This is a genomic window from Luteibacter sp. dw_328, from assembly GCF_018449605.1.
GTDB lineage: Bacteria > Pseudomonadota > Gammaproteobacteria > Xanthomonadales > Rhodanobacteraceae > Luteibacter.
On record NZ_JAAVUW010000003.1, the window covers coordinates 409,840 to 433,318 of the forward strand.

Sequence of the window (23,479 nt, forward strand, 5' to 3'; positions counted from 1 at the left end):
CGAAGCCTCAGGACATCTCGAGCCAAGCATCGTCGACCGGGTCCTCCAGCAGCACACGTCGGTCGACTTCATAGCGGTGTGTGACGCGCCACGGGGCATCCCTGCCCTGCCTGGGCAACGTACCCTCTCCCCGAGTTACATAACCCGATGTAAGCGCGTCAAGGATGCACACATCCAGCGCCTGTCCTGGCGGCGCCCGCGGCACGACGACATCGACGGCACGTTCGTCCATGCGCTGAATCAGCCGGCAGACATATTGCGCGGCGAGGTCCACCTTCAACGTCCACGACGCATTGATGTAACCGAACAACACGGCGGCATTGGGAATGCCATCAAGCAGCACTCCTTTGTATGTCATCAGCGTGCCCGGATCGCGGGCAATACCGTCCACATCGAGCGTCATGCCGCCGAGCACCTGTAAGTGAAATCCCGTCGCAGAGATGACGATGTCGGCTTCGATGCTCGCTCCCGACGATAAGCGCACACCGGTCTCGGTGAACCCGGCGATCGAATCGGTCCACACCGATGCCCTGCCCGCGCGCAACGCGTCGAACAGATCGTTGTCGGGAACGACACAGAGCCGCTGCGTCCACGGGTCGTACGCGGGCGAGAAATCGGCAAGCGTGGCTGCGCCGTCGAGGCGTCGACGCACACCGGCCAGCAGTAGCGCGCGCACCCGCTTCGGCCAGCGCATCGCCGCGCGATAAAGCAGCCGTTGAAGGGCGATGTTGCGCTGGCGCGCCATCGCGTAGACCACGCGTTCCGGCAGTACGCGCAACAACGCGGCCGAGATGGCATCACGCGAAGGCACGGAAAACACGTAGCCCGGCGAGCGCTGGAGCATGGTGACATGCGCCGCTTTCGCCGCAAGCGCAGGGACGAGGGTGATGGCCGTCGCGCCGCTGCCGATGACGAGCACGCGCTTGCCTTCCCAGTTGAGATCCTCCGGCCACTGCTGCGGGTGGACGAAACGTCCCTGGTAGCGGTCGAGATCGGGAAAGGCCGGAATGTAGCCACGGTCGTACGCGTAATAGCCTGTGCATCCGATAAGGAAGCCGGTGGTGAACACCTGCTTCTCGCCAAGCTCGTCGACGGCGGTCACGGTCCAACGAGAGTCGACGGAAGACCATGACGCATGAGTCGTGCTCAGACCGAACCGGATCTTGCCTTCGATGCCGTATTCGCGCGCGGTCGCCACGACGTAGTCGCGGATCGACGGGCCATCGGCCAGCACCTTCAGTTCGTTCCACGGCCGGAAGGCGTAGCCGAAGGTGAACATGTCCGAGTCCGAACGAACGCCCGGGTAGCGGAACAAGTCCCACGTGCCGCCGATGGCGTGGCGTCGCTCGATGATGCCGACGCGCTTTTCTGGGCAAGCCGTAGCCAGCCGGCAGGCCATCCCGATACCGGAAAGCCCCGCACCAATGATCAGGACATCGTAGTGGTCGGTGTTCAATGCGCACCCCCGCTTCGGCAGGGAAAGCGTACGCCTAACCGAGCAAACTCGCCGCTTTTTGTAGGAGCCGATTCATCGGCGATCCCGCGGCAGCGGGCCAGGGTGCCGCGAGCACCCGTTCGCCGATGAATCGGCTCCTACAGAGATCGGAGCCGAGGCGACGCTTAGTCGAAGGTACCTACGTAGGAGTCGGGCGCCCAGTTCTCGAACTTGGTGTAGTGGCCGAGGAAGGCCAGCTTCACGGTGTCGGTGGGGCCGTTTCGCTGTTTGCCGATGATGATCTCGGCCAGGCCCTTATCCGGCGACTCCTTGTTGTAGTAGTCGTCGCGGTAGATGAACATGATGACGTCGGCGTCCTGCTCGATTGCGCCGGATTCGCGAAGATCGGACATCATCGGGCGCTTGTCCGCGCGCTGCTCGAGGGATCGGTTCAACTGCGACAGCGCGATCACCGGCACGTTGAGTTCCTTCGCCAGCGCCTTGAGGCCGCGGGAAATCTCCGAGATTTCCGTCGCGCGATTCTCGCTGTTGCCCGGCACCTGCATCAGCTGCAGGTAGTCGATCACGATCAGGCCCAGGCCATGCTCGCGCTGCAGGCGGCGCGAACGCGAACGCATTTCCACCGGCGACATGGCGGGCGTGTCGTCGATGAAGATCTTGGCATCCGACAGCATGGTGATGGCCGAGGTGACGCGCGGCCAGTCCTCCTCGGCAAGGTCACCGTTGCGCAGGTGCTGCGCATGCACACGGCCGAGCGACGAGATCAAACGGAAAGCCAGCTGTGAGGCGGACATTTCCATCGAGAACACCGCCACGGCCTTCTTGCCGCGCATCGCCGCGGCTTCGGCGAGATTCAGCGCGAAAGCGGTCTTACCCATCGACGGGCGTGCCGCGACGATGATGAGATCTGACGGCTGCAATCCCGAGGTCAGTTCGTCCAGATCGGTGAAGCCGGTGGAGATACCGGTGAGCTGGCCGCGCTTTTCGTAGCGCTCGGTCAGCATGCGGAACGCCTCGCCCACGGCTTCGCGTACGGAGACGATGTCCTTCTTGCCGCGCGCGCCGGATTCCGCGATGCGGAACACGCGCTGCTCGGCCAGCTCCATCACTTCCTGGACGCTCTTGCCCTCGGGACGAAAACCATCCTCGGTGATGGACGTGCCGGCATCGATCAGCATGCGCAGCACGGACTTCTCGCGCACGATGTCGCCATAGGCGCCAATGTTCGCCGCGCTGGGTGTCGAGTTGGCCAGCTCCATAAGGTAGGTCGCGCCACCGACCATCTCGGAGAGGTCGTTGGCGACGAACCATTCACCGAGCGTGATCGCGTCACAGGGCATGCCCTTGTTGGCGAGCTCGTTGATGGCGCGCCAGATGAGGCGGTGGTCCTTACGATAGAAATCGTCGTCGGTGAGCTTGTCGGCCACCTTGTCCAGCGAATCGGGCGAGAGCATGAGGCCGCCCAGCACCGCCTGCTCGGCCTCGATCGAATTCGGAGGAATACGCAGCGAGTCGAACGGCGTGGGCTCACGACGACGCTTGCGGTCTCCGCGCTCACCGCGCTCGGGATTGAAGGACATGGAATACCTCGTGTTGCTGACGGCGCCCCTGGCCGGGACAGCCTGGCCGTGTGGCCATGATACGCGGGGATGTCTCACCCGGTGAGAGGATAAGTCTGTGGATAACCTGTGGGCGAAACGAAAACGGGCGCCTTTCGGCGCCCGCTTCCGAGGATCTCAGGGGGTTTCGGAGCTTACGCGCCGACCACCTTGACCTTGACCGTCTGCTGGATGTCGGCGTGGAGCACGACAACTGCATCGTACTCACCGACATTGCGGTACGGGCCTTCGGCCTGGATCACTTCGCTCTTGTCGACTTCCAGACCCTTCGCGGTCAGGGCTTCGGCAACGTCACGCGGCGTGACCGAGCCGAACAGCTTGCCTTCCGGCGAAGCGTTGACTTCGATCGTGACCTCGGCGCCGTCGAGCTTGGCGGCACGAGCCTCGGCACCGGAGAGATGCTCCTTGGCCTTTGCTTCGTACTCGGCACGACGTGCTTCGAACGCTTCGAGGTTGGCGGCGGTCGCGCGAGCGGCCTTGCCAGTCGGAAGGAGGAAGTTACGACCGTAACCCGGCTTGACGCTGACCTTGTCGCCGAGGTCACCGAGGTTCTTCACCTTCTGGAGGAGGATGAGTTCCATGGTATTTCCTTACTTTTCGTTAGCACGGAATGGGCCCCGTGCAGCCAGGACGGTTGTCCGAAATGCCTGAACCCGGGCGCCCTCACCGATAACGGGAGGGCGCAGGGTGATCAGACGTCGTGGTTGTCGGTGTACGGCAGCAGCGAGAGGAAGCGAGCGCGCTTGATCGCGGTCGCCAGCTGACGCTGGTAGCGTGCCTTCGTGCCCGTGATGCGGCTCGGGACGATCTTGCCGTTCTCCGTGACGTACTGACGAAGGGTGTTGAGATCCTTGTAATCGATCTCTTTGACGCCTTCGGCGGTGAAACGGCAGAACTTGCGGCGGCGGAAGAATTTAGACATGGCTGTGATCCCCGATTAGTCGTCGCTGTCGCGATCGTTGTCGTTATCGCGACCGCCGCGGCGATCGTCGCTGCCGTCGTCGTCGTCACGGCGACGCGAACCCTTCTGCTCGTCCTTTTCCTTGCTCTTAAGGATGAAGGACGGCTCGAGGTCGGCTTCGTCGCGGCGAACCACGAGGTGGCGCAGGACGGCGTCGTTGAAGCGGAAGCCCGTCTCGAGCTCGTTCAGGGCGTTCTGCGAAACCTCGATGTTCAGCATCACGTAGTGAGCTTTGGCGAGGTTGGCGATCGGGTAAGCCAGCTGACGGCGGCCCCAGTCTTCGAGGCGGTGGATCTTGCCGTTGTCGCCTTCGATCAGCGCTTTGTAGCGCTCAATCATGGCAGGCACCTGTTCGCTCTGGTCCGGGTGGACCATGAACACAACTTCATAATGACGCATGGTGACTCCTTGTGGATGCACCCCTTGCGGGGATGGCAGCCTCCCGCAACGTGCGGTGAGGCAAGAAGACCCTCCTTTGGGGAGAGCCAGCCGCGCATTGTAAGGAGAAACCGGGGGTTGCCGCAAGGGTGCAGGGCTTGGAGGCGGCTCTTTGTGGGAGCCGGCTATGCCGGCGATGGCGCGCGGCTATACCGCTTCGTAGGCTTTTCGCCGATGAATCGGCTCCCACATGTCCCTATTCAGGCGACGGTGAAAGATTCGCCGCAGCCGCACTCACCCGTGGCGTTGGGGTTGTGGAAGACGAAGGAAGCGTTGAGGCCCTGGCGCTGGAAGTCGATCAGGGTGCCCTCGACCAGGGGCAGGCTCTTGGGGTCGACCACCACGCGGATACCGTCGATATCCATGACCTGGTCGTCCGCGGCGATGGCGCCGGCCAGATCGACCACGTAGCCGAAGCCCGAGCAGCCCATCCGCTTGACGGAAAAGCGCACGCCCGCGGCCTCGGGGGCCTTGTCGAGGAAGGCGCGCATGCGGTCGGAAGCGGCGGGAGTGATCTGAATGCTCATGAAGACGTTTTTTTACCGTGGTATATCGGGAGAACGCTGCCGTTCACGTGGCCCTTACATTATCATGCAGGGTCGCGTCCCATGCGCCCTCATTAATGTGCGGTGCCTTTTCTGGAGTTTCAATCGATGACGGTGGTAAGCGTCAAGCAGGCCCTCGCTGGCGGCACGACCGCAGCGGAGCACGAAGTCACTGTACGCGGCTGGGTCCGCACCCTGCGTGAATCCAAGGGCGGCCTGTCCTTCGTGAACGTGAGCGACGGCTCCTGCTTCGCCCCGATCCAGGTGGTCGCCACCGCCGACCTGGCCAACTACGAGACGGACGTGAAACGCCTCTCGGCCGGCGCCGGCATCATCGCCACGGGCAAGCTCGTCCCTTCCCAGGGCAAGGGCCAGGCCTACGAAATTCAGGCCACCCGCATCGAGGTGACCGGCTTCGTCGAGAATCCGCTCACCTATCCCATCCAGCCCAAGCAGCACTCCATGGAGTTCCTGCGCGAGGTCGCCCACCTGCGCCCGCGCACCAACCTCTTCGGTGCCGTGACCCGTGTACGCCACACCATGATGATGGCGATCCACCGCCTGCTCACCGAGCAGGGCTTTTTCTGGATCAATACGCCGATCATCACCACCTCGGACGCCGAAGGCGCCGGTGACATGTTCCGCCTGTCCACCCTGGACCTGGCCAATCTTCCGCGCGACGACAAGGGCGGCATCGACTGGCGCAAGGATTTCTTCGGCCGCGAAGCGTTCCTGACCGTCTCCGGCCAGCTCAACGTCGAGGCCTACGCCCTGTCGATGAGCAAGGTCTACACCTTCGGCCCCACCTTCCGCGCCGAGAACTCGAATACCACCCGCCACCTGGCCGAGTTCTGGATGGTGGAGCCCGAGGTCGCGTTCGCCGACCTCAACGACATGGCCGACCTGGCCGAGCTGTTCCTCAAGGGCATCTTCAAGGCGGTGCTCGACGAGCGCGCCGACGATATGGCCTTCTTCGCCGAGCGCATCCAGCCGGACGCGATCTCGCGCCTGGAAGCGTTCATCGCCAAGCCGTTCGAGCGCATCCAGTACACCGAGGCCGTCGAGATCCTGCAGAAGTCGGGCAAGAAGTTCGAACACCCGGTCGCCTGGGGCATCGACCTGCAGACCGAGCACGAGCGCTACCTCGCCGAGGAACATATCGGCCGCCCCGTGGTCGTCATGAACTACCCCGAAGAGATCAAGGCGTTCTATATGCGCCTCAACGACGACGGCAAGACCGTGGCGGCCATGGACGTCCTCGCGCCCGGCATCGGCGAGATCATCGGCGGTGCGCAACGTGAAGAGCGCCTGGACTACCTCGACCGCCGCATGGACCAGTTCGGCCTCGATAAGGAGGTCTACAACTGGTACCGCGACCTGCGCCGCTACGGCACCGTGCCGCATGCCGGCTTCGGCCTTGGCTTCGAGCGCCTGCTCGTCTACGTCTGCGGCCTCGCAAATATTCGCGACGCCATCCCCTATCCCCGCGCGGCAGGGAGTGCCGAGTTCTAAGAACCACAACCCTTATGCCCCCTTCCCTGCTCCGTTCCCTGCTCCTCGCCGCCGCGATGCTCACGCTCGCGGCCTGCCATACGATGAAAGCCATCGTGCCGCCGAACTTCCGTCCGCCGGAAAACCCGTCGAACGCGGTCGATGTCGCACGCAAGGCACTCGACAACGCCACGCCCTGTTGCGGCAGCTTTGCCGACCTGTCCTATCAGGACATGCTGCCCTGGCAGCCGCAGCGCTTCTCGCTGGACAAAGACAGCCCGGTCGCCAACCTCAACGGCGACCGCAGCTACTTCCTGGCGTTCCGCCTGCCGGCAGGCGCGCAGATGCCTTATACCGTCGCGATGAAGGCCGAACTCAACGGCCGCTGGCTGAGCTCGAGCTACCTGTTCGCGCCCACGGTCGTGGTGCTCGACGACGCGTTCCAGCCGCTCCATGCCGAAGACATCCAGCTCTGCGAATACATGGGCTGGACCAACGAGACGACGGGCGCCTTCGGCAAGTTCAAGGTCGAGGACGACAAGGCGCGGTACATCGTGGTTTATTCGTCGGCCAAGCAGCAGAAGAGCCAGACCTACTGGGAGCAATCGCCCAGCAACTTCTCGGCGGAGGCGCCGGTGAAGATGGCCGCAGCGGGCAGCTTCAAGATTCCACACGGCCCGGACGGCGTGCTGTTCGTCGGCATGCAGAACGATACCTACAAGAAAGCCATCAGCAACGCCGTCTGCGACAAGGCCCAGCCGGGCAATGGCGTGATTTCCACGATCCGCCAGGTGGTCACGACCGATATCCTCGGCCAGGACCAGAAGAAGAAAGAAAAGGACAGCTGAGCCAGCATGCAGACCGCCGTCCTTCTGTATCTCCTCTTGCTGCTCGGCGCCGTGGCCGCTTTCGTCTTCCACTTCATCGCGCAGTGGCGTTTCACGTCACTGCTGCGGCAGCGCTATCCGGACCAGTGGAAGACCATCACCGAGGCCGACACCGGCCGGCCGAACGGCATGGCCAACTGGCTGCGCATGCGACGCGTGCTGCGCTCCGACGCACCTGCCTTGTTCAACGACGACGACCTCAACCGCTGGCAGCGCTGGTGGCGTCGTGCGCCCTGGTTCGCCTGGCCGTGCTGGTTCGCCGCGATGGCGCTACAGTGGTGGGCGATGAGACAGGCCTGAAAGGCCGCCACCCAACCAGGGAGCACGCATGGATCTTCGCCTCACCGGTCGTCACGCGCTGGTCTGCGGCGCCTCCCAGGGCATCGGCCGCGCCACCGCTTTCGAGCTGGCCGAGCTCGGCGCGAGCGTCACGCTGCTCTCCCGCTCCGCCGATGCATTGATCGCACTGGCGGCCGAATTGCCGGCGACTCACCCCGGCCAGAAACATCGCCACATCGCCGTCGACATGCTCGACACCGAAGCCCTGACCGCGGCCGTCACCGAGGCGGCGCATCTCAACGCCGTGCACGTGCTGGTCAATAACAGTGGCGGCCCGCCGCCCGGTCCGGCATGGAATGCCGAGCCCGAGGCCTTCCTGGTGGCCTTCCGCCAACACCTCCTCGGCGCGCAGGTCGTCACGCGGGCCTGCCTGCCCGGCATGCGTGCCGCGCACTACGGGCGCATCGTCAACGTCATCTCCACCTCGGTGAAAGAGCCGATTCCCAACCTCGGCGTTTCCAATACGGTCCGCGCCGCGGTGGCTGGCTGGGCCAAGACCCTCTCGGCCGAAGTCGCACCCGACGGCATCACCGTCAACAATGTGCTTCCCGGCTACACGCGTACGCCGCGCCTGGAGGCGTTGGTCGAGGCGAGCGTCAAGGCCGGGCGCGGCCGTGATGAAGTCGAGCGCGGCCTGCTCGCCAGCGTGCCAGCGGCGCGCTTCGGCGATCCCGCGGAAGTGGCGGCCGTCATCGCCTTCCTCGCCAGCCCTGCCGCCGGCTATGTCAACGGAGTGAGCCTCGCCGTCGATGGCGGGCGCACGCGCAGCCTCAACTGAAGCGCAGCATGCATATCCTCGCCAACCTCATCGATGGCCAGTCGCGCGCGCCGCGTGCCGGCCGTTACCTCGACAGCGTCGACCCTGCCATCGGCCAGCCGTTCGCCCAGTGCCCGGACTCCGATGCCGCCGATGTCGCGGAGGCCGTGACAGCCGCCTCCCGCGCCGCGCCGGGCTGGGCGCAAACGCCTGCCGAAGCACGCGGACGATGCCTGCACCGACTGGCCGACCTCATCGAAGCCCGCCTGGCGTCGTTCGCCGAAGCCGAATCGCAGGACAGCGGGAAGCCACTCGCCCTCGCCCGCTCCCTCGATATCCCCCGCGCCATCGCCAACCTGCGATTCTTCGCGGCGGCCGCTGGCCAGTGGAGCGGTGAATCCCACGCGATGGAGCATGGCGCGATCAACTACACCCTGCGCTTGCCGCTCGGCGTCGTCGGCTGCATCAGTCCGTGGAACCTGCCGCTCTATCTCTTCACCTGGAAGATTGCACCCGCCCTCGCCGCCGGCAACACCGTCGTCGCCAAGCCGTCCGAGGTCACGCCGTATACGGCATGGCTTCTCGGCACGCTGGTCAGCGAGGCCGGCTTTCCGCCGGGCGTCCTCAACATCGTCCACGGCAGTGGCCCCGCCGTCGGTGAGGCCATCGTCACGAACGAGACGGTGAAGGCCATTTCATTCACAGGCAGCACCCGGACGGGCATTGCCATCGCGAGCGCCGCGGCACCGCAACTGAAAAAAGTGTCGCTCGAACTGGGTGGCAAGAACCCGGCCATCGTTTTCGACGACTTCGATTTCTCCGAGGCATCGCTTGCCACGATCGTGCGCTCCGGCTTTGCCAACCAGGGCGAGATCTGCCTGTGCGGCTCCCGCCTGCTTGTCCAACGCGGCATCTACGATCGCTTTCGCGAGGCCTATCTCGAGCGCGTTCGCGCCTTGCGCGTCGGTGACCCGAAGGACGCCTCGATCCAGCTCGGCGCCCTGGTCTCCAAGGCACATTTCGACAAGGTCATCGGCTGCATCGCGCGCGCGGTGGATGAAGGCGGCACGCTATTGACGGGCGGCGAACGCGTCGTCGTCGAGGGCCGCTGCGCCGAAGGCTGGTTCGTCCAGCCGACCGTCATCGAAGGACTGGCACCCGAAGCGGCGACGAACCAGGAAGAGATCTTCGGACCCGTCGTCACGCTGATTCCTTTCGACACCGAAGCGGATGCCCTGGCCATCGCGAACGGTACGCCTTACGGGCTGGCCGCCTCGGTGTGGACGCGCGACGTGTCACGTGCCCACCGGTTCTCGGCGAAGCTCGACTTCGGCATCGTATGGGTCAACTGCTGGATGCTGCGCGACCTGCGCACGCCGTTCGGCGGCACGAAGCAATCGGGCGTCGGCCGCGAAGGCGGTTTCGAAGCCATGCGTTTCTTTACCGAGGCCAGGAATGTCTGCATCGACCATGGGCAATGATGTCATCCGCGCCGAAGGCGCACCGGCTCCCGTAGGTGCCTATCCGCACGCGCGACGCGTGGGCGACCTGCTCTTCCTGTCTGGCGTGGGTCCGCGCATCCCCGCCACCAACGCGGTGCCAGGCAACGTCGTCGATGCCGACGGCAAGTTGGTGTCCTACGACATCGAGGCGCAGTGCCGGCAGGTGTTCGCGAATGTGCGCGCCGTGTTGCATGCCAGCGGTTCGCGCTTTGAGGATCTGGTGGATGTGACGGTGTATCTCACCGACATGGCGCGTGACTTCGCTACATATAATCGGCTTTACGCCGAGGCGTTCGCGGGGGTCGATGCGTGTCGTACGACGCTGGGGATCACAGCCCTGCCGACACCGATTGCGATCGAACTGAAGTGCGTTGCGCATGCACCGCAGCCAGCACCCTCCGCTCGGTAACCTGCACCCTCTGCTCGGCAACCCGCCCCCGCTCGGTAGGAGGGACCGGGGCTAGGACCCTTGGTGAGCCCTATCGGGCATCATCGGCCACTGGGCGGCGAGCGCCCTCGAGGCACACCCTTAGCATGTCGCCGATCAGCACCTGCACCTGTGCGGCCTTCTTCGGTAAATACTCGAACGAATCTTCGTTCATGTAGTTGAGCTGGGCGAGCTCGAGCTGGATGGCGTCCACGCCTTCGGCCGGGCGGCCGTAATGGCGGGTGATGTAGCCGCCCTTGAAGCGGCCGTTCACGGCGAACGAATAGTCTTCCTGACGCTCCAGCACGGCGGCAACGCGCGCCTGCAGGCCAGGTGAGCAGCTGGCGCCATCGGCGGTGCCGAGGTTGAAGTCGGGCAGGCGTCCGTCGAAGAGCATGGGCACTTCGCTGCGGATCGAATGGCCCTCCCACAAAACGACATGCCCGAACTCGGCCTTGAGGCGGGCCAGCTCACCGGCCAGGGCCTGGTGATACGGCTTCCACCAGCGCTCGACGCGGTCGGCAATGTCGGCGGCATCGGGTTCGGCGCCGGGCCGGTAGATCTCGCGACCGTCGAACAGCACCGTGGGAACCAGGCCGGTCTCGTTCTTTCCCGGATAAAGCAGGTGGCCATCGGCCGGGCGGTTCAGGTCCACCACGAAACGGGAGGCGAAGGGCTTGATCACGCTCGCCCCCATTTCGCGGGCGAAGTCGTAAAGCTCGGCAACATGCCAGTCGGTGTCCACCGAACCCCGCGCCCGGCGCTTCATGCGGGCGGCCATGTCATCGGGAATAGCGCTACCGTTGTGCGGCAGGCTGACCAGGAGCGGCGCGGTGCCGCGATGAAGGGTGTAGGGAATCATGGGCAGAGTGTAACGCTCATCCGGGGACCCGATCGCCCATCAGCACCATCTCTTCGGCCGATGTCGGATGGACTGCCAGGGTATCGTCGAAGTCGGATTTACAGGCGCCCATCTTGATCGCCACGGCAAAGCCCTGGAGGATCTCGTCGACGCCCGGGCCCAGCATCTGCATGCCGACGATCCGCGATTCCTTGCCCACGCAGATCAGCTTGAACCGCGTGGTGATAGGCCGTCGGGCCAGTGCCAGCTGCATCGGTACGAAAGACTGCTTGTAGAGGTGCACATCGGCGCCGTAGGCCTCGCGAGCCTGCTGCTCCGACATGCCGATCGTGCCCAGGGGCGGGTGGGAGAAGACCACGCTGGGAATGTTCTGGTAGTCGAGCTTCGATTCCGGCTTGCCGCCGAACAGGCGGTCGACGAGCTTACGCGCCGCCGCCACAGCCACCGGGGTCAGCGCCATCCGTTCGGTCACATCGCCGACGGCATAAACCCCTTCGACGTTGGTGTTCTGCCAGTCGTCGATCGCGATGTGTCCGTCCACCCCGGTGGTGGCCAGGCCAATGGTCCCGATGTCGAGCGCCGCGGTATTCGCCTCGCGGCCGATGGCGACAATGAGGGCCTCGAAGGGTCCAGGATGATCCCCGCGATCGCAGTCGAGAAGGATCATGCCATCGGCCTCGTGCGCTGCCACGATCTGACACTCGTAGTGAACGCGAATACCGTGCTGCTCCATCTCCTCGCCAAGGCCGTACGCCATCTCCTCGTCGAAGCCTCCCATGAGGCGGCCGCGAACGTACATGTGCACGTCGCAGCCGAGCGCACGAAGCACGCCCGCCAGCTCGACGGCGATGTAACCACCGCCGATGATGGCGGCGCGGCGCGGGCAGGCTCGCAGGTCGAAGAAGCCGTCCGAGTCCATGGCGAGGTGGAAGCCCGGTTTGTCGAGGTGCTTCGCTTTCGATCCCGTCGAAATGATGATGTGCGGTGCTGTCAGTTCACGTGCGCCCGCACGCACCCTTCCCTTGCCGACGAAACGCCCGGTCTCTCGCACGACGGTAACGTGACCCAGGTCGAGCGCCTGCTGGTACTTGCCGTGGATGCGGTCGATGTATTCCTGGCGCCGCTCGATGAAGCGTGGCCAGTCCAGGCTGCCAGGCGTGTCGTGAAAGCCGTAGTCCATCGCGATGTACTGCGCTTCGGCCATCTGGGCCGCGTACCACATGGCCTTCTTCGGGACGCAGCCAACGTTCACGCAGGTGCCACCGAGTTCGCCTGGCTCGATTAGCGCGACCTTCACACCGAGCTTCGAGGCGCGGATCGCGGCGGCGAGACCACCCGAGCCACCGCCAATCACGATGAGGTCGAAGGCTTCCACGGTCATGCATCGCTCCAGCAGGGTCAATGCGCCACCGTAGCAAACACGCGGCCGCTGTTATAGGAGCCGATTCATCGGCGAAGCGGGCGATCAGAGGCCGAAGCGGGCTGGCGAATAGGGCGTGGGGTCGAGAACCGGCGCAGGCCCGGACAGCAGGCTCGCCACCAGCTCACCGGTGGCGGCGGACATGCTGATGCCGAGCATGCCGTGGGCGGTGGCATAGGTGAGATTCGACCAGTGCGCGCTCGGACCGATGATCGGCAGCTCGTCCACACTCATCGGCCGCCAGCCCCACCAGGGCACGATCTCGCCACGCCCTTCGGGTTCGTGCAGGTAAGTCGCGGCACCGCGCCGCAGCGCATCCAGGCGAACAGGGTTGAGCCCTTCCGAGAAGCCGGAGAATTCCATGGTGCTGCCGAGGCGGAAGCCGGACGCCCATGGCGTGACGCAGACAGCAGCCTCACGAAGGACCAGCGAGTGCGTCGGCACGCGCTCGGGCGGCTGGTCCCAGGTGAGCGAATAGCCTTTGCCCGGCTGCATCGGCAGGCGGATGTCGAGCAGCTTGCCGACCAGGGGAGACCATGCGCCGAGCGCCATCACCACGCGGTCTCCGCTGAACACGCCGCCGGTCGTACGCACGTGCGAAATGCGTGTGCCTTCCAGGACGAACTCGTCCACGCGCGCGCCGGTTTCGATCGCTCCGCCGAGCTCACGCACCCGCCGGGCCAGTTCGGCCACGTAGCGATCCGGGCGCAGCCGGGCATCACCGGGGTGGAGCAGGCCGCCCACCACGCCTTCGCGCAGGGCGGGCTCGAGCGTGAGTACGTCATCGCCTGCCAGGACCTGCACATCCATCCCAAGGCGGCGCAGGAGTTCCACGTGCGGGCGGTCATCCTGCATCGTCCGGGCGTCGCGGTAAACGTATAGCTCCCCCACTTCCTCGAATTCGCAAACGATGCCTTCGTCGGCGATGAGCTCGCCGAGCAAGGCCCGTGAACGGTTGAGAATCGCGCCTCGTGCCTCGCCTGCGTAGTGGTAATCGCGCCAGGTGCAGTGACGGGCGAAGTCGAGCAGCCAGCGTGCCCGGGCCGGGTCCGGGCGGGGATTCACGTAAAGAGGCGCATCACGGCGCAGCAGCGAGCGGAGCGCCGTACCAATCATGCCCGGCATGGTCAGCGGGCCCGCGTGACTGGGCGTGATCGTGCCGCAGTTGCCATGCGAGGCGCCGTTACCGGGCAAGCCCTGCTCCAACACCCGCACGCTCGCTCCCGCCTTGAGCAGGTACAGCGCGCAGGCCAGGCCAATCACTCCCCCGCCCATGATCAGAACGTCGCTTCGGGATCTATCCATGCACGAAGTTTAACGGCCGGCTGCGGCCCCGCGGCCTGTCCGCCGGATGAATTCGTGCTCTTTGCGAGGTATTCCACGCAACCTATTGATTTGATAACCTCGACGCGCTGCTCCTACAGGGGGAAACGCCCGATGTTCGCCGCTGCTCCACTTCCTTCGCTCCGCCCCGCCCGCTTCCTCGCCCCGTTCGCGCTCGCGGTGGCGATGAGCCTCCTGGTGGCATGCAGCAGTGCGCCGCCCAGGCGTTCATCGTCACAGCAGCGAAATCCGGCCTCCGCCGTGCCCCTGGCCAAGAATCTTTCCTGGTCCAACCGCCCGGCCGAGGCGCCGCCCGCCGACGCGGCCAATGACGTTCTGTTTCGTGCGATCGGCCTCGTTGGCACACCGTATCGCTGGGGCGGGAACACACCGCAGGGCGGCTTCGACTGCAGCGGTCTGATCAACTACATCTACCTGACGTCGACCGGCGTGCGCCTCCCGCGGACCTCCGGCGAGATGGCCGCGCTGGACAAACCCAAGGTCGACGAGTCGCAGCTCGCCAGTGGCGACCTGGTCTTCTTCGGCCGCGGACATGTGACCCACGTGGGGGTCTATGTGGGCAAGGGCCGCTTCGTGCACGCACCCAATTCCGGCGGTACCGTACGTCTCGACGACCTCGACGGCGCGTACTGGAAGGAAAACTTCGTCTACGGTCGCCGCGTCCTAAACTGAACGGACGGCAACGAGAACCCATTCTTCACGTGATTTAAATTGCGCGCTATTTAATTGCGTGCTTAACTATCTCTCGTGGCCCGGCAACCCGGCGCCCTCTCCCATCACGAACGCCAAGGACATTGATCATGAGCAACCTCTCGAACCTCAAAGAAGTCCTCTACACCGCCCACGCCAAGGTCGCCGGTGGCCGCGAAGGTCACGTCGAAAGCGACGACGGCCTGATCAAGCTCGACCTGCGCCTGCCGAAGGAAATGGGTGGCAATGGCGGTGGCAGCAATCCCGAACAGCTCTTTGCCGCTGGCTACGCCGCCTGCTTCGAAGGTGCCGTGCGCTTCGTCGCCGGCCAGCAGAAGGTCAAGGTCGACGGCGCCTCGGTCGCCAGCTCGGTCGGTATCGGCCCGCGCAACGACTCCGGCTTCGGCATCAAGGTGAAGCTCGAAGTGAGCCTGCCGGGTGTCGACGACGCCACCGCGCTGGAGATCGTCAAGACCGCTCATGAGAAGGTCTGCCCCTACTCCCACGCCACCCGCGGCAATGTCGATGTCGATATCTCGGTGAACGGCAAGACGGTCGCCTAAGCGCTCCTTCTGCCAAGCGATTCAACGGACGGCGCCTTCGGGCGCCGTTTTCGTTATCTGGCACGACTTCCGGCACGTGGCAGCAACGTCAGACGAGCGCACCTTCCCTTGGTCGGACCACCGTCGCGAAGGGGATCGCCATGACACCGCTCAACAGGGACGCTCGCCTGGCCGGATTCACGTACCTGCTGATCTGCCTGGTGGGTCCGCTCCGCCTCATCTATATACCGAGCGCGCTCCTGGTGAGCGGTAACCCGGCTGAAACCGCTACGAACATCGCCGCGCACGAGACGCTGTTTCGCTGGGGCATGTTTGGCGACCTGTTCATCGGAACCATGCTGATTTTCGTTGTGCTGGCGCTCCACCGATTGCTCAAGTCCGCGGGGCCTACGCTAGCCGTGACGATGGTGATCTTCGGCGGCCTGCTGCCGTCGGCTATCTATTTCATCAACACCGCCAACGATGCCGCGGCTCTGGTCCTGGTACGCGGGGCCCCCTTCCTCGATGCCTTCAGCCAGGCGCAGCGCGAATCGCTGGCCATGCTGTTCCTGCGCGTGCACCGCGAAGTCATCACCGCTGCCGAAATGTTGTGGGGACTGTGGCTCATACCCCTGGCCATCCTTGTCTGGCGCTGTGGTTTCCTTCCGCGCGTACTGGCCGTGTGGCTGATGCTGAATGCGTTTGCCTACGTTGCACAGAGCTTCGCGGGTTTCGTCATGCCGCAGCTCTCGGACAGCCTCGACACGGCGTGCTTCCCCCTCCAGCTGGGCGAAGTCGCCTTCATGCTCTGGCTGCTCGTCTTCGGCGCGCGGCGTTTCATCCTGACCGGGAACAAAACCCAATGAGTATGTTGCAAGACGCCAAACCCTCTGTACGAATCAAGCTGGCCGGCCTATGGGCCTCGTTGATGTCCTGCTACATCTACGGTGACTACTTCGGCCTGTTCGCCGCCGGCCGGATTCAGGACATGATCGCCGGCAACTTCGGCCCGTTAGGGCCGACGACACCGGGCATCCTGGTGGGCGTCAGCCTGCTGATGGCGGTCCCGGCGCTGATGATCTTCGGGTCCCTGGCGCTGCCAGCCAGCCTCTGCCGCTGGGCGAACGTCGTCTTGGGCCTGTTTTATACGCTGATCATGCTGCTGACCATGCCCGGGGCGCCGGCGTTCTACCTCGTTCTTGGTGTCATCGAGGTGCTGCTGACCGCTGCCGTGGTCGTACACGCATGGCGGTGGCCGAAGGTCTAGGATGATGTAAATTCGGCAATCGGGGGGAATTGTCGCCGGGCGGCCTTCCCATTCCCTCCGCGCGCCCACATCATGCGGCATGACGCGGGCCGGCAGCGCCCGGGGCTGGGTATTTCGAATTAACGACGTGAGAGGACATCGCTGGGGAGCGAGCAGAATGCAGGGAGCCACGAGCGAGCGAGCATCATGGGGACAGATCCTGGCCGTGGCCGCCGCGTATGCCGCGTGCTACGAGGTGACCCGGTATTTCTCCTATTCGCATTGGATTCTCACCGCCGGGCTTCGCCTGGGCTGTCTGCTGCTCGTCCCTTACCGGTTCTGGCCCGCCCTGATTCTCGGGGAGTCCCTGCCGGTCGTGCAGAATGCCCTCCTCCACGAAGCAGACTTCGGCTGGGCGTGGACCTGCGTCTCCTCCATCCCCTTCATCCCGCTGTGCATGCCTTTCGTCAAGGCCATTCGCGAGAAGATGCCGCTCTATGACGCCAACGGGCAGCTCAACGCGACCACGATCCTGTTCGCCACCCTCGTCTGCGCCCTGATTACCGCGGTGCGAACCGATCTGGCCGTGTTCGCCGCGCTGATCGTGACCCCGGATGGGTGGGACGCATGGCGTTCCGAAGCCTTGATCGATCTTCTGGCGTACGTCCTCGGCGCCTACCTCGGGGCGCTCAGCCTGGCACCGATGCTCCTGGTTCTCAGGGAAGGGTTCCGCGAGAACCTTTCCTGGAAACGCTTCTTCGAAAGCAGACTGACCCGCGACGTCGCCCTGGGTGCGCTGCCGCTGCTGCTCGTCTTTGCGGCGGTCGCTTCCGTGTCGTCCGGCCTCAGCCTGGATGTACTGCGCCTCGGCATGGCTGTCCCGGTCATCGCGCTGACGGCCCGGCATGGCTGGAAGGGAACGGCGATCACAGGAATGCTCAGCAGCATCGCCCTGGCCACGACATCGGCGACGCTCCTGGATCCGGCGATGATCCGTACCCAGGTGATCCTTGCCCTGGTGATCTCTGGCAGCCTGATCGTGGGAATCAAGAGGTCGCACACGGCTTTGGATCGAAGCCTGTCGCACCCTTCGATCAAGCGGTAAACGCCGGAAAATAAGCGGCGCGACCCAGATTCAGGGTGGGTCGCGCCGCTCGACGACCTGACGCTCAGCCCACGCTGCACTCGCGCGGATTGGTGCACTTCACGAGAACCGCCGGGGCGGTGCGGCCCGACGGCTGCGCTGCCTGCGCGGCCACGCTGGCGTTCTGGATGCGCTGGGCTGTGGAGGACGGAGCGCCGGCTGCGAAGGCGGACGTAGCGGCGAAGGAGACGACGACGAGCGATACAACGCGCAGGATGCTTTTCATGGGAGTGTCCTTTGTCTGAGGGATATGCCCGCGGGATTCCGCGTGCAGCGCGATAATCGCACCCGTTTGACTGAAGAAAGGGCCGATTCGGCACCGATCGGGCTCCTTTGCCGAATACGTTCACTCCCAACCCGTAGGCAGAAAAAAAGGTTCTTCGCGGCATGCCGGGGACGCCGAAGACGGTGAGGCGCAGAGCCTTCGGCGTGCAGACGTGGAGGCGCAGAGCCTTCGGTGCCCACCCTCGCTGCTCAGACACGTCCTCCGCGTTTCGTACCGGAAAGGCCGCTGCGCGGCCCGTGTTCTTATTGGCCTACGGCCGCTCCACTTGTGCGGAACTCGCCTCGAGGGTGGGCACCGAAGACTCTCCCCATCCCTGAGGTTCGTGCGGGTCGAGCCGACAAAGCAGCGCCGCTTCGGCTGCTGGCTCGTCGCCATCGCCATCGCCAAACGTTCGACCCCCAGCGCGCCCGTCGAGATCGTCCGCGCGAGGCAGCGCAGCGGCGAGGAAAACGCGCGCCGCGCCGGGAATGACTTATCTGCACGACCGCCGTAACGGTCCGAGTTGGCGGCCACACGCACTCCAGCGGCTCTCCTTCCCGCTGACCGTATCGTCGTGAGAGACCTTGGTGTCCACCCTCGAGGCGAGTTCCGCACAAGTGGAGCCGCCGTAGGCCAGTAGGTACATGGGCCGCGTGAGCGGCCTTTCCTTGTCGAACGCGGAGGACGTGTCTGAGCAGCGAGGGTGGACACCAAGGTCTCCCCGCGAGACGCCCAAGTGTACGAAGCGACGGCGAAGCCAAGCCCGCGAGGCCGAAGGCGAGCCATGCGCGAGGTGCGAGGTGCGCGGTGCGAAAGATGCCCCGCCCGAAACTCGAGCGCCCGGGCCCCGGTAGTCCGCGAAGAGCCCAAAAAAAAGGCACCCGAAGGTGCCTTTCGTGTTGCGCTGAGCGAGTCGATCAGTGCGCAGCGTCGCCGTTCGGATGCGCGTGGCCGTGCTCGATCTCTTCCGGCGTCGCGTCACGGACGCTCTGAACGTCGACGTGGAAGGTCAGGGTCTTGCCGGCCATCGGGTGGTTGAGGTCGACGTCGACGACGCTCGAGCCGATCTTCTGCACGACGACGACGCGGCTGCCGCCTTCCTTCAGCGAGAGGACGGTCGACGCACCCGCCTTGAGGCCCTTGCCCTGCTGCGGGAAGTACTTCTTCGGGACGCGCTGGGTCAGGCCGTCCTGGCGCGGACCGTAGCCCTGCTCCGGCTCGATCGTGACGTCGAAGGTGTCACCGACGGACTTGCCCTCGAGGCCGGCTTCCAGGCCCGGGATCAGCTGGCCGTGACCGAGCAGGATCCAGAGCGGCTCACCACCCTCCACCGAGCTTTCGACCTGCTCACCATTGACGGTGAGGGTGTAGTGGAACGAGATGACCTTGTCCTTGCCAGCCTGCATGATCGTTTCTACCGGATGAAAACCGGGCATTTTACCGGCCGCGAGGCCCGGCGTCACGCCGGATCACGCTTCTTTCAGAATCCCACGCCACGGGCCTCCGGCCCCAGCCAGGTGAGGAGCGCCAGCAGTAGCGCCACCACGCCGATCCAGGTGGACATGGCGAATGCGAAATCACCGCCACGCTGGCCCGCTATCCAGGTCTGGGCGGTCGCCGTGATGGCCGCCAAAAGGTTGCCCATCTGGTAGGCGAAGCCGGGCAAGGTGCCGCGCACGGCGTCCGGCGAGAGCTCGTTGAGGTGGGTGGGCACGACGCCCCAGGCGCCCTGCACCATGACCTGGATGAGAAACGCACCCAGGCCCAGGAAGAGCAACGAACCGCCGTAGGTCCACAGAGGGATCACGGGGATAGCCAACAGGGCAGCGATGATGATGGCCTTGCGCCGGCCAATGCGCTCGGAGAGGGAGCCGAAGGTCAGGCCGCCGAACAACGCGCCGAGGTTGAGCAGCGCGGTGAGCATGAAGGCCGTACCTGAGCCAGCCGGGATCTTCAGCGTCTCCTGCACGAAGGTCGGGTACATGTCCTGCGAGCCGTGGCTGAACATGTTGAAGGCCGCCATCAGCAGCATCATGTAGACGAACCGCTTCCAGTTGCCCCGCATGGAGACGAACACGCTTTCGCGGGCCTCGGTACGCCGACCTTCCCATACCGGCGATTCGGGCACCTTGCGGCGGATGTACAGCACGAGCAGCGCGGGCGCGGCACCGACAATGAAAAGGCCACGCCAGCCGATGTGGTCGACCAGCAACCAGTTGGCCAGGGCGGCGAGGAAAAAGCCGCAGGGGTAGCCGCTCTGCAGCAGGCCCGACACGAAACCCCGCGATTTAGCCGAAATGGACTCCATCGCCAGCGACGCGCCGATACCCCACTCACCGCCCATGGCGATGCCAAAGAGGAAACGCAGGCCAAGCAGGACACCAAGCGTCGGCGCGAACGCGCAGGCTACCTCGAGCACCGAGAACAGCACGATGTCGAACATGAGCACGGGGCGGCGGCCGTAGCGGTCGGCAAGCCGGCCGAAAAGGAGCGCACCGATCGGCCGGGCGGCCAGGGTCAGGAACAGGCCGTAGGTGACCTCCTGCTTGGAGACATGGAACTCCGTCGCCACGGCGAGGATGACGAAGGTCAGCAGGAAGTAATCGAACGCGTCGAGGGTCCAGCCAAGAAAGCTGGCGATGACGGTGTGCCGCTGGGTCGAATCGAGTTCGCGCAGCGCGGCGGGAAGCGGCATCAGATATTCCTCAACGCGGATTCGGGCGGCGCCGAAGTTAACACAGCGGGCGAAAATCCAACGACCGCTTGACGACGGGACCACGAGGCGTGGTTACACTGGGGCGCGTCGTCCCTCGACGGACGCCTTTCCACGACAGACGGAGGACTCATGAAGTTTTCGTACTCGCTCGTTTCATTCGCCCTGATCGCCGGCCTCGGCATCGGCACCGCCATTGCGCAGGACACCGCCGGCCCCAACGATGCGCCAGCGTTCTCGGATATCTCCAAGGACGGCAAGTACATCACGCGCGGCGATATCCCCAAGGATAACGAGCGCCTGAAGCAGCTTCGCATGCACATCGGCGACAACGACATGGACCACAACGGGAAGATCGACGAGAAGGAATACAACGCGTATCTGTCGAAGGATAATCCGCTTCAGAAGCACTAGTTATTCCGAATCGGCCGGGTACGGCACACGTGCCCGGCTCTTTCCAGGACGGAAATTACGCTTATGACTCCTGAAAGCCGCACACGGCGACGCATCGCCTCGCGGTTCAGTCGCCGCCGCGACCGGATCTACATCCACGGCAAACTGGCCACCGACCCCGTCTATGCCGCCACGGCGACCGCCATCGCCGGTCGGCGCCTGCCCCTGCTGGACATCGGCTGCGGCCTGGGCATCCTCGGCCACTACCTGCATGCCTGCGACGCGCTGGATGGCTACCTCGGGCTCGATCACGACCCCGACAAGATCGCCATGGGGCGGGCTGCCGCGGACCGGGCAGGATTGGGTGCGAGCATTTCCCTCAGCGAGGTGGATGCCACCACGCCCCAGGCCATCCGCGGGCACGTGGCCATGCTCGATGTCCTGCATTACCTGCCAGAGGACCGCCAGGCGGATCTGCTGGCCTACGCCGTGGACCACCTTGCCGACGACGGCGTACTGATCCTGCGCAACGTGATCCGGGACGGTACCTGGCGCTATCGGGCCACCGTGTGGGAGGAGAAATTCATCGAGGCGGTGGGCTGGATCCCTGGCGGGGCCCAGTATTTTCCGACCGAAGACGATATTCGCGGGGTGCTGGAGCCGCGGGGGATCCGGGTGGATTTCCGGCCGCTGTTCGGGCGGACGCCTTATAACAGCTACCTGATGACGGCTTCCCGGCAGAACTGATCGGGCGGTCAGCCGCCATTGGGCATTGTGCGCCGCAATAAGGTATACTCGGCGGGTCGTGCTTGCGCTCCGACTCCCTTGCGGACCCCCGGCGTGGAGAATCTCCCGCCCGTTCCCCCACCCTCGGAAGCGCGCTCGACACCGGCCAGCCTGCTGTCTTCGTCATGGTTAGCGGCCGCCAATCCATCGACTCGTAGTGCGGTTCCAGGGAACGCTCGAGTCACGCAGGAGCTTCACTCCATGTCTTTCGATTCGCTGGGCCTTGCGCCCGCGTTGCTGCGCGCCCTTTCCGAAGCCGGCTATGAAAAGCCGACCCCGATCCAGTCCGCAGCGATCCCGCTTGTCCTCGCCGGCAACGACCTCATGGCCGCCGCCCAGACGGGTACCGGCAAAACCGCCGCGTTCGCACTGCCGCTGTTGCAGCTGCTTTCCAAAGATGACCGTGGCGACACGCGTCGCCCGATCCGCGCGCTGATCCTCACCCCGACCCGCGAGCTTGCCGCCCAGGTGCAGGAAAACCTGCGCGACTACGGCAAGTACGTGCGCCTCTCCAGCACCGTCATCTTCGGCGGCGTTGGCATGGGCAACCAGCTGCAGGCACTGCGCCGCGGTGTCGACGTTGTCGTCGCTACGCCGGGCCGCCTGATCGACCATATGCAGCAGCGCTCGGTAGACCTTTCCAAGGTCGACATCCTGGTGCTCGACGAAGCCGACCGCATGCTCGACATGGGCTTCCTGCCGGCACTCAAGCGCATCCTCGCCGCCGTGCCGCGCCAGCGTCAGACGCTGCTGTTCTCGGCTACGTTCGCGCCGGAAATCAAGGCACTTGCGCAGCAGTTCATGCGCGACCCGAAAGAAGTGTCGACCACGCCGGCCAACTCCGTCGCGACCCTGGTCACGCACCGCGTGCACCCGGTCGATGCGGCGAACAAGCGCGACCTGCTCCTGCACATCCTGTCGCAGGACAGCCGCCGCCAGACGCTCGTCTTCGGCCGCACCAAGCACGGCGCCGACAAGCTCGTACGCCACCTGGAACAGGCCGGCATCAAGGCCGCTGCCATCCATGGCAACAAGAGCCAGAACGCCCGTACGCGCGCCCTGTCCGACTTCAAGACCGGCCGCGTCACCGTGCTCGTGGCGACCGATATCGCCGCGCGCGGTATCGACATCGACCAGCTGCCGGTCGTGATCAACTTCGACCTGCCGATGGTGGCCGAGGACTACGTGCATCGCATCGGCCGGACCGGCCGCGCGGGCGCTGAAGGCCAGGCCATCTCGCTGGTCAGCCATGACGAGTCGGGCCTGCTCCGCGACATCGGTCGTCTGCTCAAGACCGATCTCGAAGTCAGCAACGTCCCCGGCTTCGAGCCGAGCACGCCGCTGCGCATGGATTCCGGTGCGCCGCGTCCAAAGCAGCAGCCGCGCCAGCCGCAGGCCTCGCGCAACCAGGTCGGCCAGGGCCGCTCGGGTGGTGGTCAGGGTCGCTCGGCAGGCGGCCAGGGCCGTTCGCCGTCGAACGGTCAGGGTCGCCAGGGCGCAGCCGGTGGTGGCAGCGCGGGTGGCACGGCCGGCCGGCCGTCGTCGCACCGTCCGCACAGCCATTCGCCCGCAGGTACCGGCGAGAACACCGGCAACCACAAGCGTCGTCGTCAGCGTACGGGTCCGGCCACCAACAAGGCCTGATCGTTCGC

At 65.0% G+C, this 23,479-nt stretch carries 26 protein-coding genes; 14 read left to right on the top strand and 12 right to left on the bottom strand.

All coding sequences use genetic code 11. The annotated features are described in order from the left end of the window. Positions 1-7: 7 nt before the first annotated feature. The 6 genes from HB634_RS09695 to HB634_RS09720 form a co-directional block, all read right to left on the bottom strand. Positions 8-1,456 carry an NAD(P)/FAD-dependent oxidoreductase gene (locus HB634_RS09695; RefSeq protein WP_213948421.1) on the bottom strand — a complete coding sequence of 483 codons (1,449 nt, stop codon included), beginning with the start codon at positions 1,454-1,456 and terminating at the stop codon, positions 8-10. 164 nt (positions 1,457-1,620) lie between these two features. Continuing rightward, on the bottom strand, positions 1,621-3,036 hold the full coding sequence (locus HB634_RS09700; protein WP_213948422.1) for a replicative DNA helicase: 1,416 nt from the start codon (positions 3,034-3,036) through the stop codon (positions 1,621-1,623). 173 nt (positions 3,037-3,209) lie between these two features. Next, complete coding sequence (gene rplI / locus HB634_RS09705) at positions 3,210-3,656, bottom strand: 50S ribosomal protein L9 (protein WP_213948423.1); 447 nt, start codon at positions 3,654-3,656, stop codon at positions 3,210-3,212. A 110-nt stretch (positions 3,657-3,766) separates the two neighbouring features. Next, positions 3,767-3,997: a 30S ribosomal protein S18 gene (rpsR, locus tag HB634_RS09710; protein ID WP_029214018.1), complete on the bottom strand. Its 231-nt coding sequence runs from the start codon at positions 3,995-3,997 to the stop codon at positions 3,767-3,769. Between the two features lie 15 nt (positions 3,998-4,012). Beyond that, the gene (rpsF, locus tag HB634_RS09715; protein WP_107915513.1) at positions 4,013-4,435 is read right to left on the bottom strand and encodes a 30S ribosomal protein S6; all 423 of its coding nucleotides are present in this window, start codon (positions 4,433-4,435) and stop codon (positions 4,013-4,015) included. Positions 4,436-4,674: 239 nt separating this feature from the next. Beyond that, on the bottom strand, positions 4,675-5,001 hold the full coding sequence (locus HB634_RS09720; protein WP_063571735.1) for an iron-sulfur cluster assembly accessory protein: 327 nt from the start codon (positions 4,999-5,001) through the stop codon (positions 4,675-4,677). A 126-nt stretch (positions 5,002-5,127) separates the two neighbouring features. On the opposite strand from HB634_RS09720, the gene asnS reads away from it, so the two are divergent. Genes asnS through HB634_RS09750 form a run of 6 tightly spaced genes read left to right on the top strand, consistent with a single transcriptional unit; the run spans position 5,128 to position 10,404 of the window. Next, positions 5,128-6,531: an asparagine--tRNA ligase gene (asnS, locus tag HB634_RS09725; protein WP_213948424.1), complete on the top strand. Its 1,404-nt coding sequence runs from the start codon at positions 5,128-5,130 to the stop codon at positions 6,529-6,531. A 14-nt stretch (positions 6,532-6,545) separates the two neighbouring features. Beyond that, positions 6,546-7,358 (top strand): MalM family protein, encoded by an 813-nt coding sequence (locus HB634_RS09730; RefSeq protein WP_063571733.1) that lies wholly within the window; start codon positions 6,546-6,548, stop codon positions 7,356-7,358. A gap of 6 nt (positions 7,359-7,364) precedes the next feature. Beyond that, on the top strand, positions 7,365-7,697 hold the full coding sequence (locus HB634_RS09735; protein ID WP_063571732.1) for a hypothetical protein: 333 nt from the start codon (positions 7,365-7,367) through the stop codon (positions 7,695-7,697). 28 nt (positions 7,698-7,725) lie between these two features. Next, complete coding sequence (locus HB634_RS09740) at positions 7,726-8,514, top strand: SDR family oxidoreductase (RefSeq protein ID WP_063571731.1); 789 nt, start codon at positions 7,726-7,728, stop codon at positions 8,512-8,514. 8 nt (positions 8,515-8,522) lie between these two features. Then, a complete protein-coding gene (locus HB634_RS09745; RefSeq protein WP_213948425.1) occupies positions 8,523-9,974 on the top strand; it encodes an aldehyde dehydrogenase in 1,452 nt (483 codons plus the stop codon). Continuing rightward, positions 9,964-10,404 (top strand): Rid family hydrolase, encoded by a 441-nt coding sequence (locus tag HB634_RS09750; protein ID WP_063571729.1) that lies wholly within the window; start codon positions 9,964-9,966, stop codon positions 10,402-10,404. Before HB634_RS09745 ends, HB634_RS09750 begins: the two co-directional genes overlap by 11 nt. Before the next feature lie 70 nt (positions 10,405-10,474). Here the strand turns inward: HB634_RS09750 and hutG are convergent, their stop codons facing one another. The 3 genes from hutG to HB634_RS09765 form a co-directional block, all read right to left on the bottom strand. Continuing rightward, on the bottom strand, positions 10,475-11,284 hold the full coding sequence (gene hutG / locus HB634_RS09755) for an N-formylglutamate deformylase (RefSeq protein ID WP_213948426.1): 810 nt from the start codon (positions 11,282-11,284) through the stop codon (positions 10,475-10,477). Between the two features lie 16 nt (positions 11,285-11,300). Then, a complete protein-coding gene (gene gorA, locus HB634_RS09760; RefSeq protein WP_157503999.1) occupies positions 11,301-12,665 on the bottom strand; it encodes a glutathione-disulfide reductase in 1,365 nt (454 codons plus the stop codon). A gap of 84 nt (positions 12,666-12,749) precedes the next feature. Next, on the bottom strand, positions 12,750-14,009 hold the full coding sequence (locus tag HB634_RS09765) for an FAD-dependent oxidoreductase (protein WP_213948427.1): 1,260 nt from the start codon (positions 14,007-14,009) through the stop codon (positions 12,750-12,752). Between the two features lie 132 nt (positions 14,010-14,141). On the opposite strand from HB634_RS09765, the gene HB634_RS09770 reads away from it, so the two are divergent. From HB634_RS09770 to HB634_RS09790, 5 genes are all read left to right on the top strand, one after another. Further along, positions 14,142-14,720, top strand: a complete 579-nt coding sequence (locus tag HB634_RS09770) for a C40 family peptidase (RefSeq protein WP_063574371.1) — start codon at positions 14,142-14,144, stop codon at positions 14,718-14,720. A gap of 128 nt (positions 14,721-14,848) precedes the next feature. Then, complete coding sequence (locus HB634_RS09775; protein WP_063573834.1) at positions 14,849-15,301, top strand: organic hydroperoxide resistance protein; 453 nt, start codon at positions 14,849-14,851, stop codon at positions 15,299-15,301. Positions 15,302-15,441: 140 nt separating this feature from the next. Further along, complete coding sequence (locus tag HB634_RS09780; protein ID WP_063573835.1) at positions 15,442-16,146, top strand: DUF4386 domain-containing protein; 705 nt, start codon at positions 15,442-15,444, stop codon at positions 16,144-16,146. Next, entirely contained in the window at positions 16,143-16,547 is a 405-nt protein-coding gene (locus tag HB634_RS09785) for a DUF6326 family protein (RefSeq protein WP_063573836.1), read from the top strand. Before HB634_RS09780 ends, HB634_RS09785 begins: the two co-directional genes overlap by 4 nt. 157 nt (positions 16,548-16,704) lie before the next feature. Further along, complete coding sequence (locus tag HB634_RS09790) at positions 16,705-17,631, top strand: MASE1 domain-containing protein (protein ID WP_213948428.1); 927 nt, start codon at positions 16,705-16,707, stop codon at positions 17,629-17,631. 64 nt (positions 17,632-17,695) lie between these two features. Here the strand turns inward: HB634_RS09790 and HB634_RS09795 are convergent, their stop codons facing one another. The 3 genes from HB634_RS09795 to HB634_RS09805 form a co-directional block, all read right to left on the bottom strand. Further along, positions 17,696-17,896 (bottom strand): hypothetical protein, encoded by a 201-nt coding sequence (locus tag HB634_RS09795; protein WP_063574382.1) that lies wholly within the window; start codon positions 17,894-17,896, stop codon positions 17,696-17,698. Positions 17,897-18,852: 956 nt separating this feature from the next. Next, positions 18,853-19,341 (bottom strand): peptidylprolyl isomerase, encoded by a 489-nt coding sequence (locus HB634_RS09800; RefSeq protein WP_063573598.1) that lies wholly within the window; start codon positions 19,339-19,341, stop codon positions 18,853-18,855. 74 nt (positions 19,342-19,415) lie between these two features. Further along, the gene (locus HB634_RS09805) at positions 19,416-20,630 is read right to left on the bottom strand and encodes an MFS transporter (protein ID WP_213948429.1); all 1,215 of its coding nucleotides are present in this window, start codon (positions 20,628-20,630) and stop codon (positions 19,416-19,418) included. Between the two features lie 150 nt (positions 20,631-20,780). Between HB634_RS09805 and HB634_RS09810 the strand changes: the two genes are divergently transcribed. The 3 genes from HB634_RS09810 to HB634_RS09820 all read left to right on the top strand — a co-directional run bounded on the left by HB634_RS09810 (position 20,781) and on the right by HB634_RS09820 (position 23,471). Then, a complete protein-coding gene (locus tag HB634_RS09810; protein ID WP_063573596.1) occupies positions 20,781-21,062 on the top strand; it encodes a hypothetical protein in 282 nt (93 codons plus the stop codon). Between the two features lie 63 nt (positions 21,063-21,125). Beyond that, on the top strand, positions 21,126-21,788 hold the full coding sequence (locus tag HB634_RS09815; protein ID WP_213948430.1) for a class I SAM-dependent methyltransferase: 663 nt from the start codon (positions 21,126-21,128) through the stop codon (positions 21,786-21,788). A gap of 240 nt (positions 21,789-22,028) precedes the next feature. Beyond that, positions 22,029-23,471, top strand: coding sequence for a DEAD/DEAH box helicase (locus HB634_RS09820; RefSeq protein WP_213948431.1), 1,443 nt, complete (start codon positions 22,029-22,031; stop codon positions 23,469-23,471). The last annotated feature ends 8 nt before the right edge of the window (positions 23,472-23,479 follow it).

Excerpts from the sequence above, each read along its gene's own strand:
- HB634_RS09775 (WP_063573834.1), top strand. The coding sequence starts at position 14,849 with ATGAGCAACCTCTCGAACCTCAAAGAAGTCCTCTACACCGCCCACGCC.
- HB634_RS09785 (WP_063573836.1), top strand. The coding sequence starts at position 16,143 with ATGAGTATGTTGCAAGACGCCAAACCCTCTGTACGAATCAAGCTGGCC.
- hutG (WP_213948426.1), bottom strand. The coding sequence starts at position 11,284 with ATGATTCCCTACACCCTTCATCGCGGCACCGCGCCGCTCCTGGTCAGC.
- HB634_RS09745 (WP_213948425.1), top strand. The coding sequence starts at position 8,523 with ATGCATATCCTCGCCAACCTCATCGATGGCCAGTCGCGCGCGCCGCGT.
- rpsF (WP_107915513.1), bottom strand. The coding sequence starts at position 4,435 with ATGCGTCATTATGAAGTTGTGTTCATGGTCCACCCGGACCAGAGCGAA.
- HB634_RS09740 (WP_063571731.1), top strand. The coding sequence starts at position 7,726 with ATGGATCTTCGCCTCACCGGTCGTCACGCGCTGGTCTGCGGCGCCTCC.
- rpsR (WP_029214018.1), bottom strand. The coding sequence starts at position 3,997 with ATGTCTAAATTCTTCCGCCGCCGCAAGTTCTGCCGTTTCACCGCCGAA.
- HB634_RS09800 (WP_063573598.1), bottom strand. The coding sequence starts at position 19,341 with ATGCAGGCTGGCAAGGACAAGGTCATCTCGTTCCACTACACCCTCACC.
- HB634_RS09720 (WP_063571735.1), bottom strand. The coding sequence starts at position 5,001 with ATGAGCATTCAGATCACTCCCGCCGCTTCCGACCGCATGCGCGCCTTC.
- asnS (WP_213948424.1), top strand. The coding sequence starts at position 5,128 with ATGACGGTGGTAAGCGTCAAGCAGGCCCTCGCTGGCGGCACGACCGCA.
- HB634_RS09730 (WP_063571733.1), top strand. The coding sequence starts at position 6,546 with ATGCCCCCTTCCCTGCTCCGTTCCCTGCTCCTCGCCGCCGCGATGCTC.
- HB634_RS09700 (WP_213948422.1), bottom strand. The coding sequence starts at position 3,036 with ATGTCCTTCAATCCCGAGCGCGGTGAGCGCGGAGACCGCAAGCGTCGT.
- HB634_RS09770 (WP_063574371.1), top strand. The coding sequence starts at position 14,142 with ATGTTCGCCGCTGCTCCACTTCCTTCGCTCCGCCCCGCCCGCTTCCTC.
- HB634_RS09780 (WP_063573835.1), top strand. The coding sequence starts at position 15,442 with ATGACACCGCTCAACAGGGACGCTCGCCTGGCCGGATTCACGTACCTG.
- HB634_RS09735 (WP_063571732.1), top strand. The coding sequence starts at position 7,365 with ATGCAGACCGCCGTCCTTCTGTATCTCCTCTTGCTGCTCGGCGCCGTG.
- HB634_RS09820 (WP_213948431.1), top strand. The coding sequence starts at position 22,029 with ATGTCTTTCGATTCGCTGGGCCTTGCGCCCGCGTTGCTGCGCGCCCTT.
- gorA (WP_157503999.1), bottom strand. The coding sequence starts at position 12,665 with ATGACCGTGGAAGCCTTCGACCTCATCGTGATTGGCGGTGGCTCGGGT.
- HB634_RS09815 (WP_213948430.1), top strand. The coding sequence starts at position 21,126 with ATGACTCCTGAAAGCCGCACACGGCGACGCATCGCCTCGCGGTTCAGT.
- HB634_RS09810 (WP_063573596.1), top strand. The coding sequence starts at position 20,781 with ATGAAGTTTTCGTACTCGCTCGTTTCATTCGCCCTGATCGCCGGCCTC.
- HB634_RS09790 (WP_213948428.1), top strand. The coding sequence starts at position 16,705 with ATGCAGGGAGCCACGAGCGAGCGAGCATCATGGGGACAGATCCTGGCC.
- rplI (WP_213948423.1), bottom strand. The coding sequence starts at position 3,656 with ATGGAACTCATCCTCCTCCAGAAGGTGAAGAACCTCGGTGACCTCGGC.
- HB634_RS09750 (WP_063571729.1), top strand. The coding sequence starts at position 9,964 with ATGGGCAATGATGTCATCCGCGCCGAAGGCGCACCGGCTCCCGTAGGT.
- HB634_RS09805 (WP_213948429.1), bottom strand. The coding sequence starts at position 20,630 with ATGCCGCTTCCCGCCGCGCTGCGCGAACTCGATTCGACCCAGCGGCAC.
- HB634_RS09765 (WP_213948427.1), bottom strand. The coding sequence starts at position 14,009 with ATGGATAGATCCCGAAGCGACGTTCTGATCATGGGCGGGGGAGTGATT.
- HB634_RS09795 (WP_063574382.1), bottom strand. The coding sequence starts at position 17,896 with ATGAAAAGCATCCTGCGCGTTGTATCGCTCGTCGTCGTCTCCTTCGCC.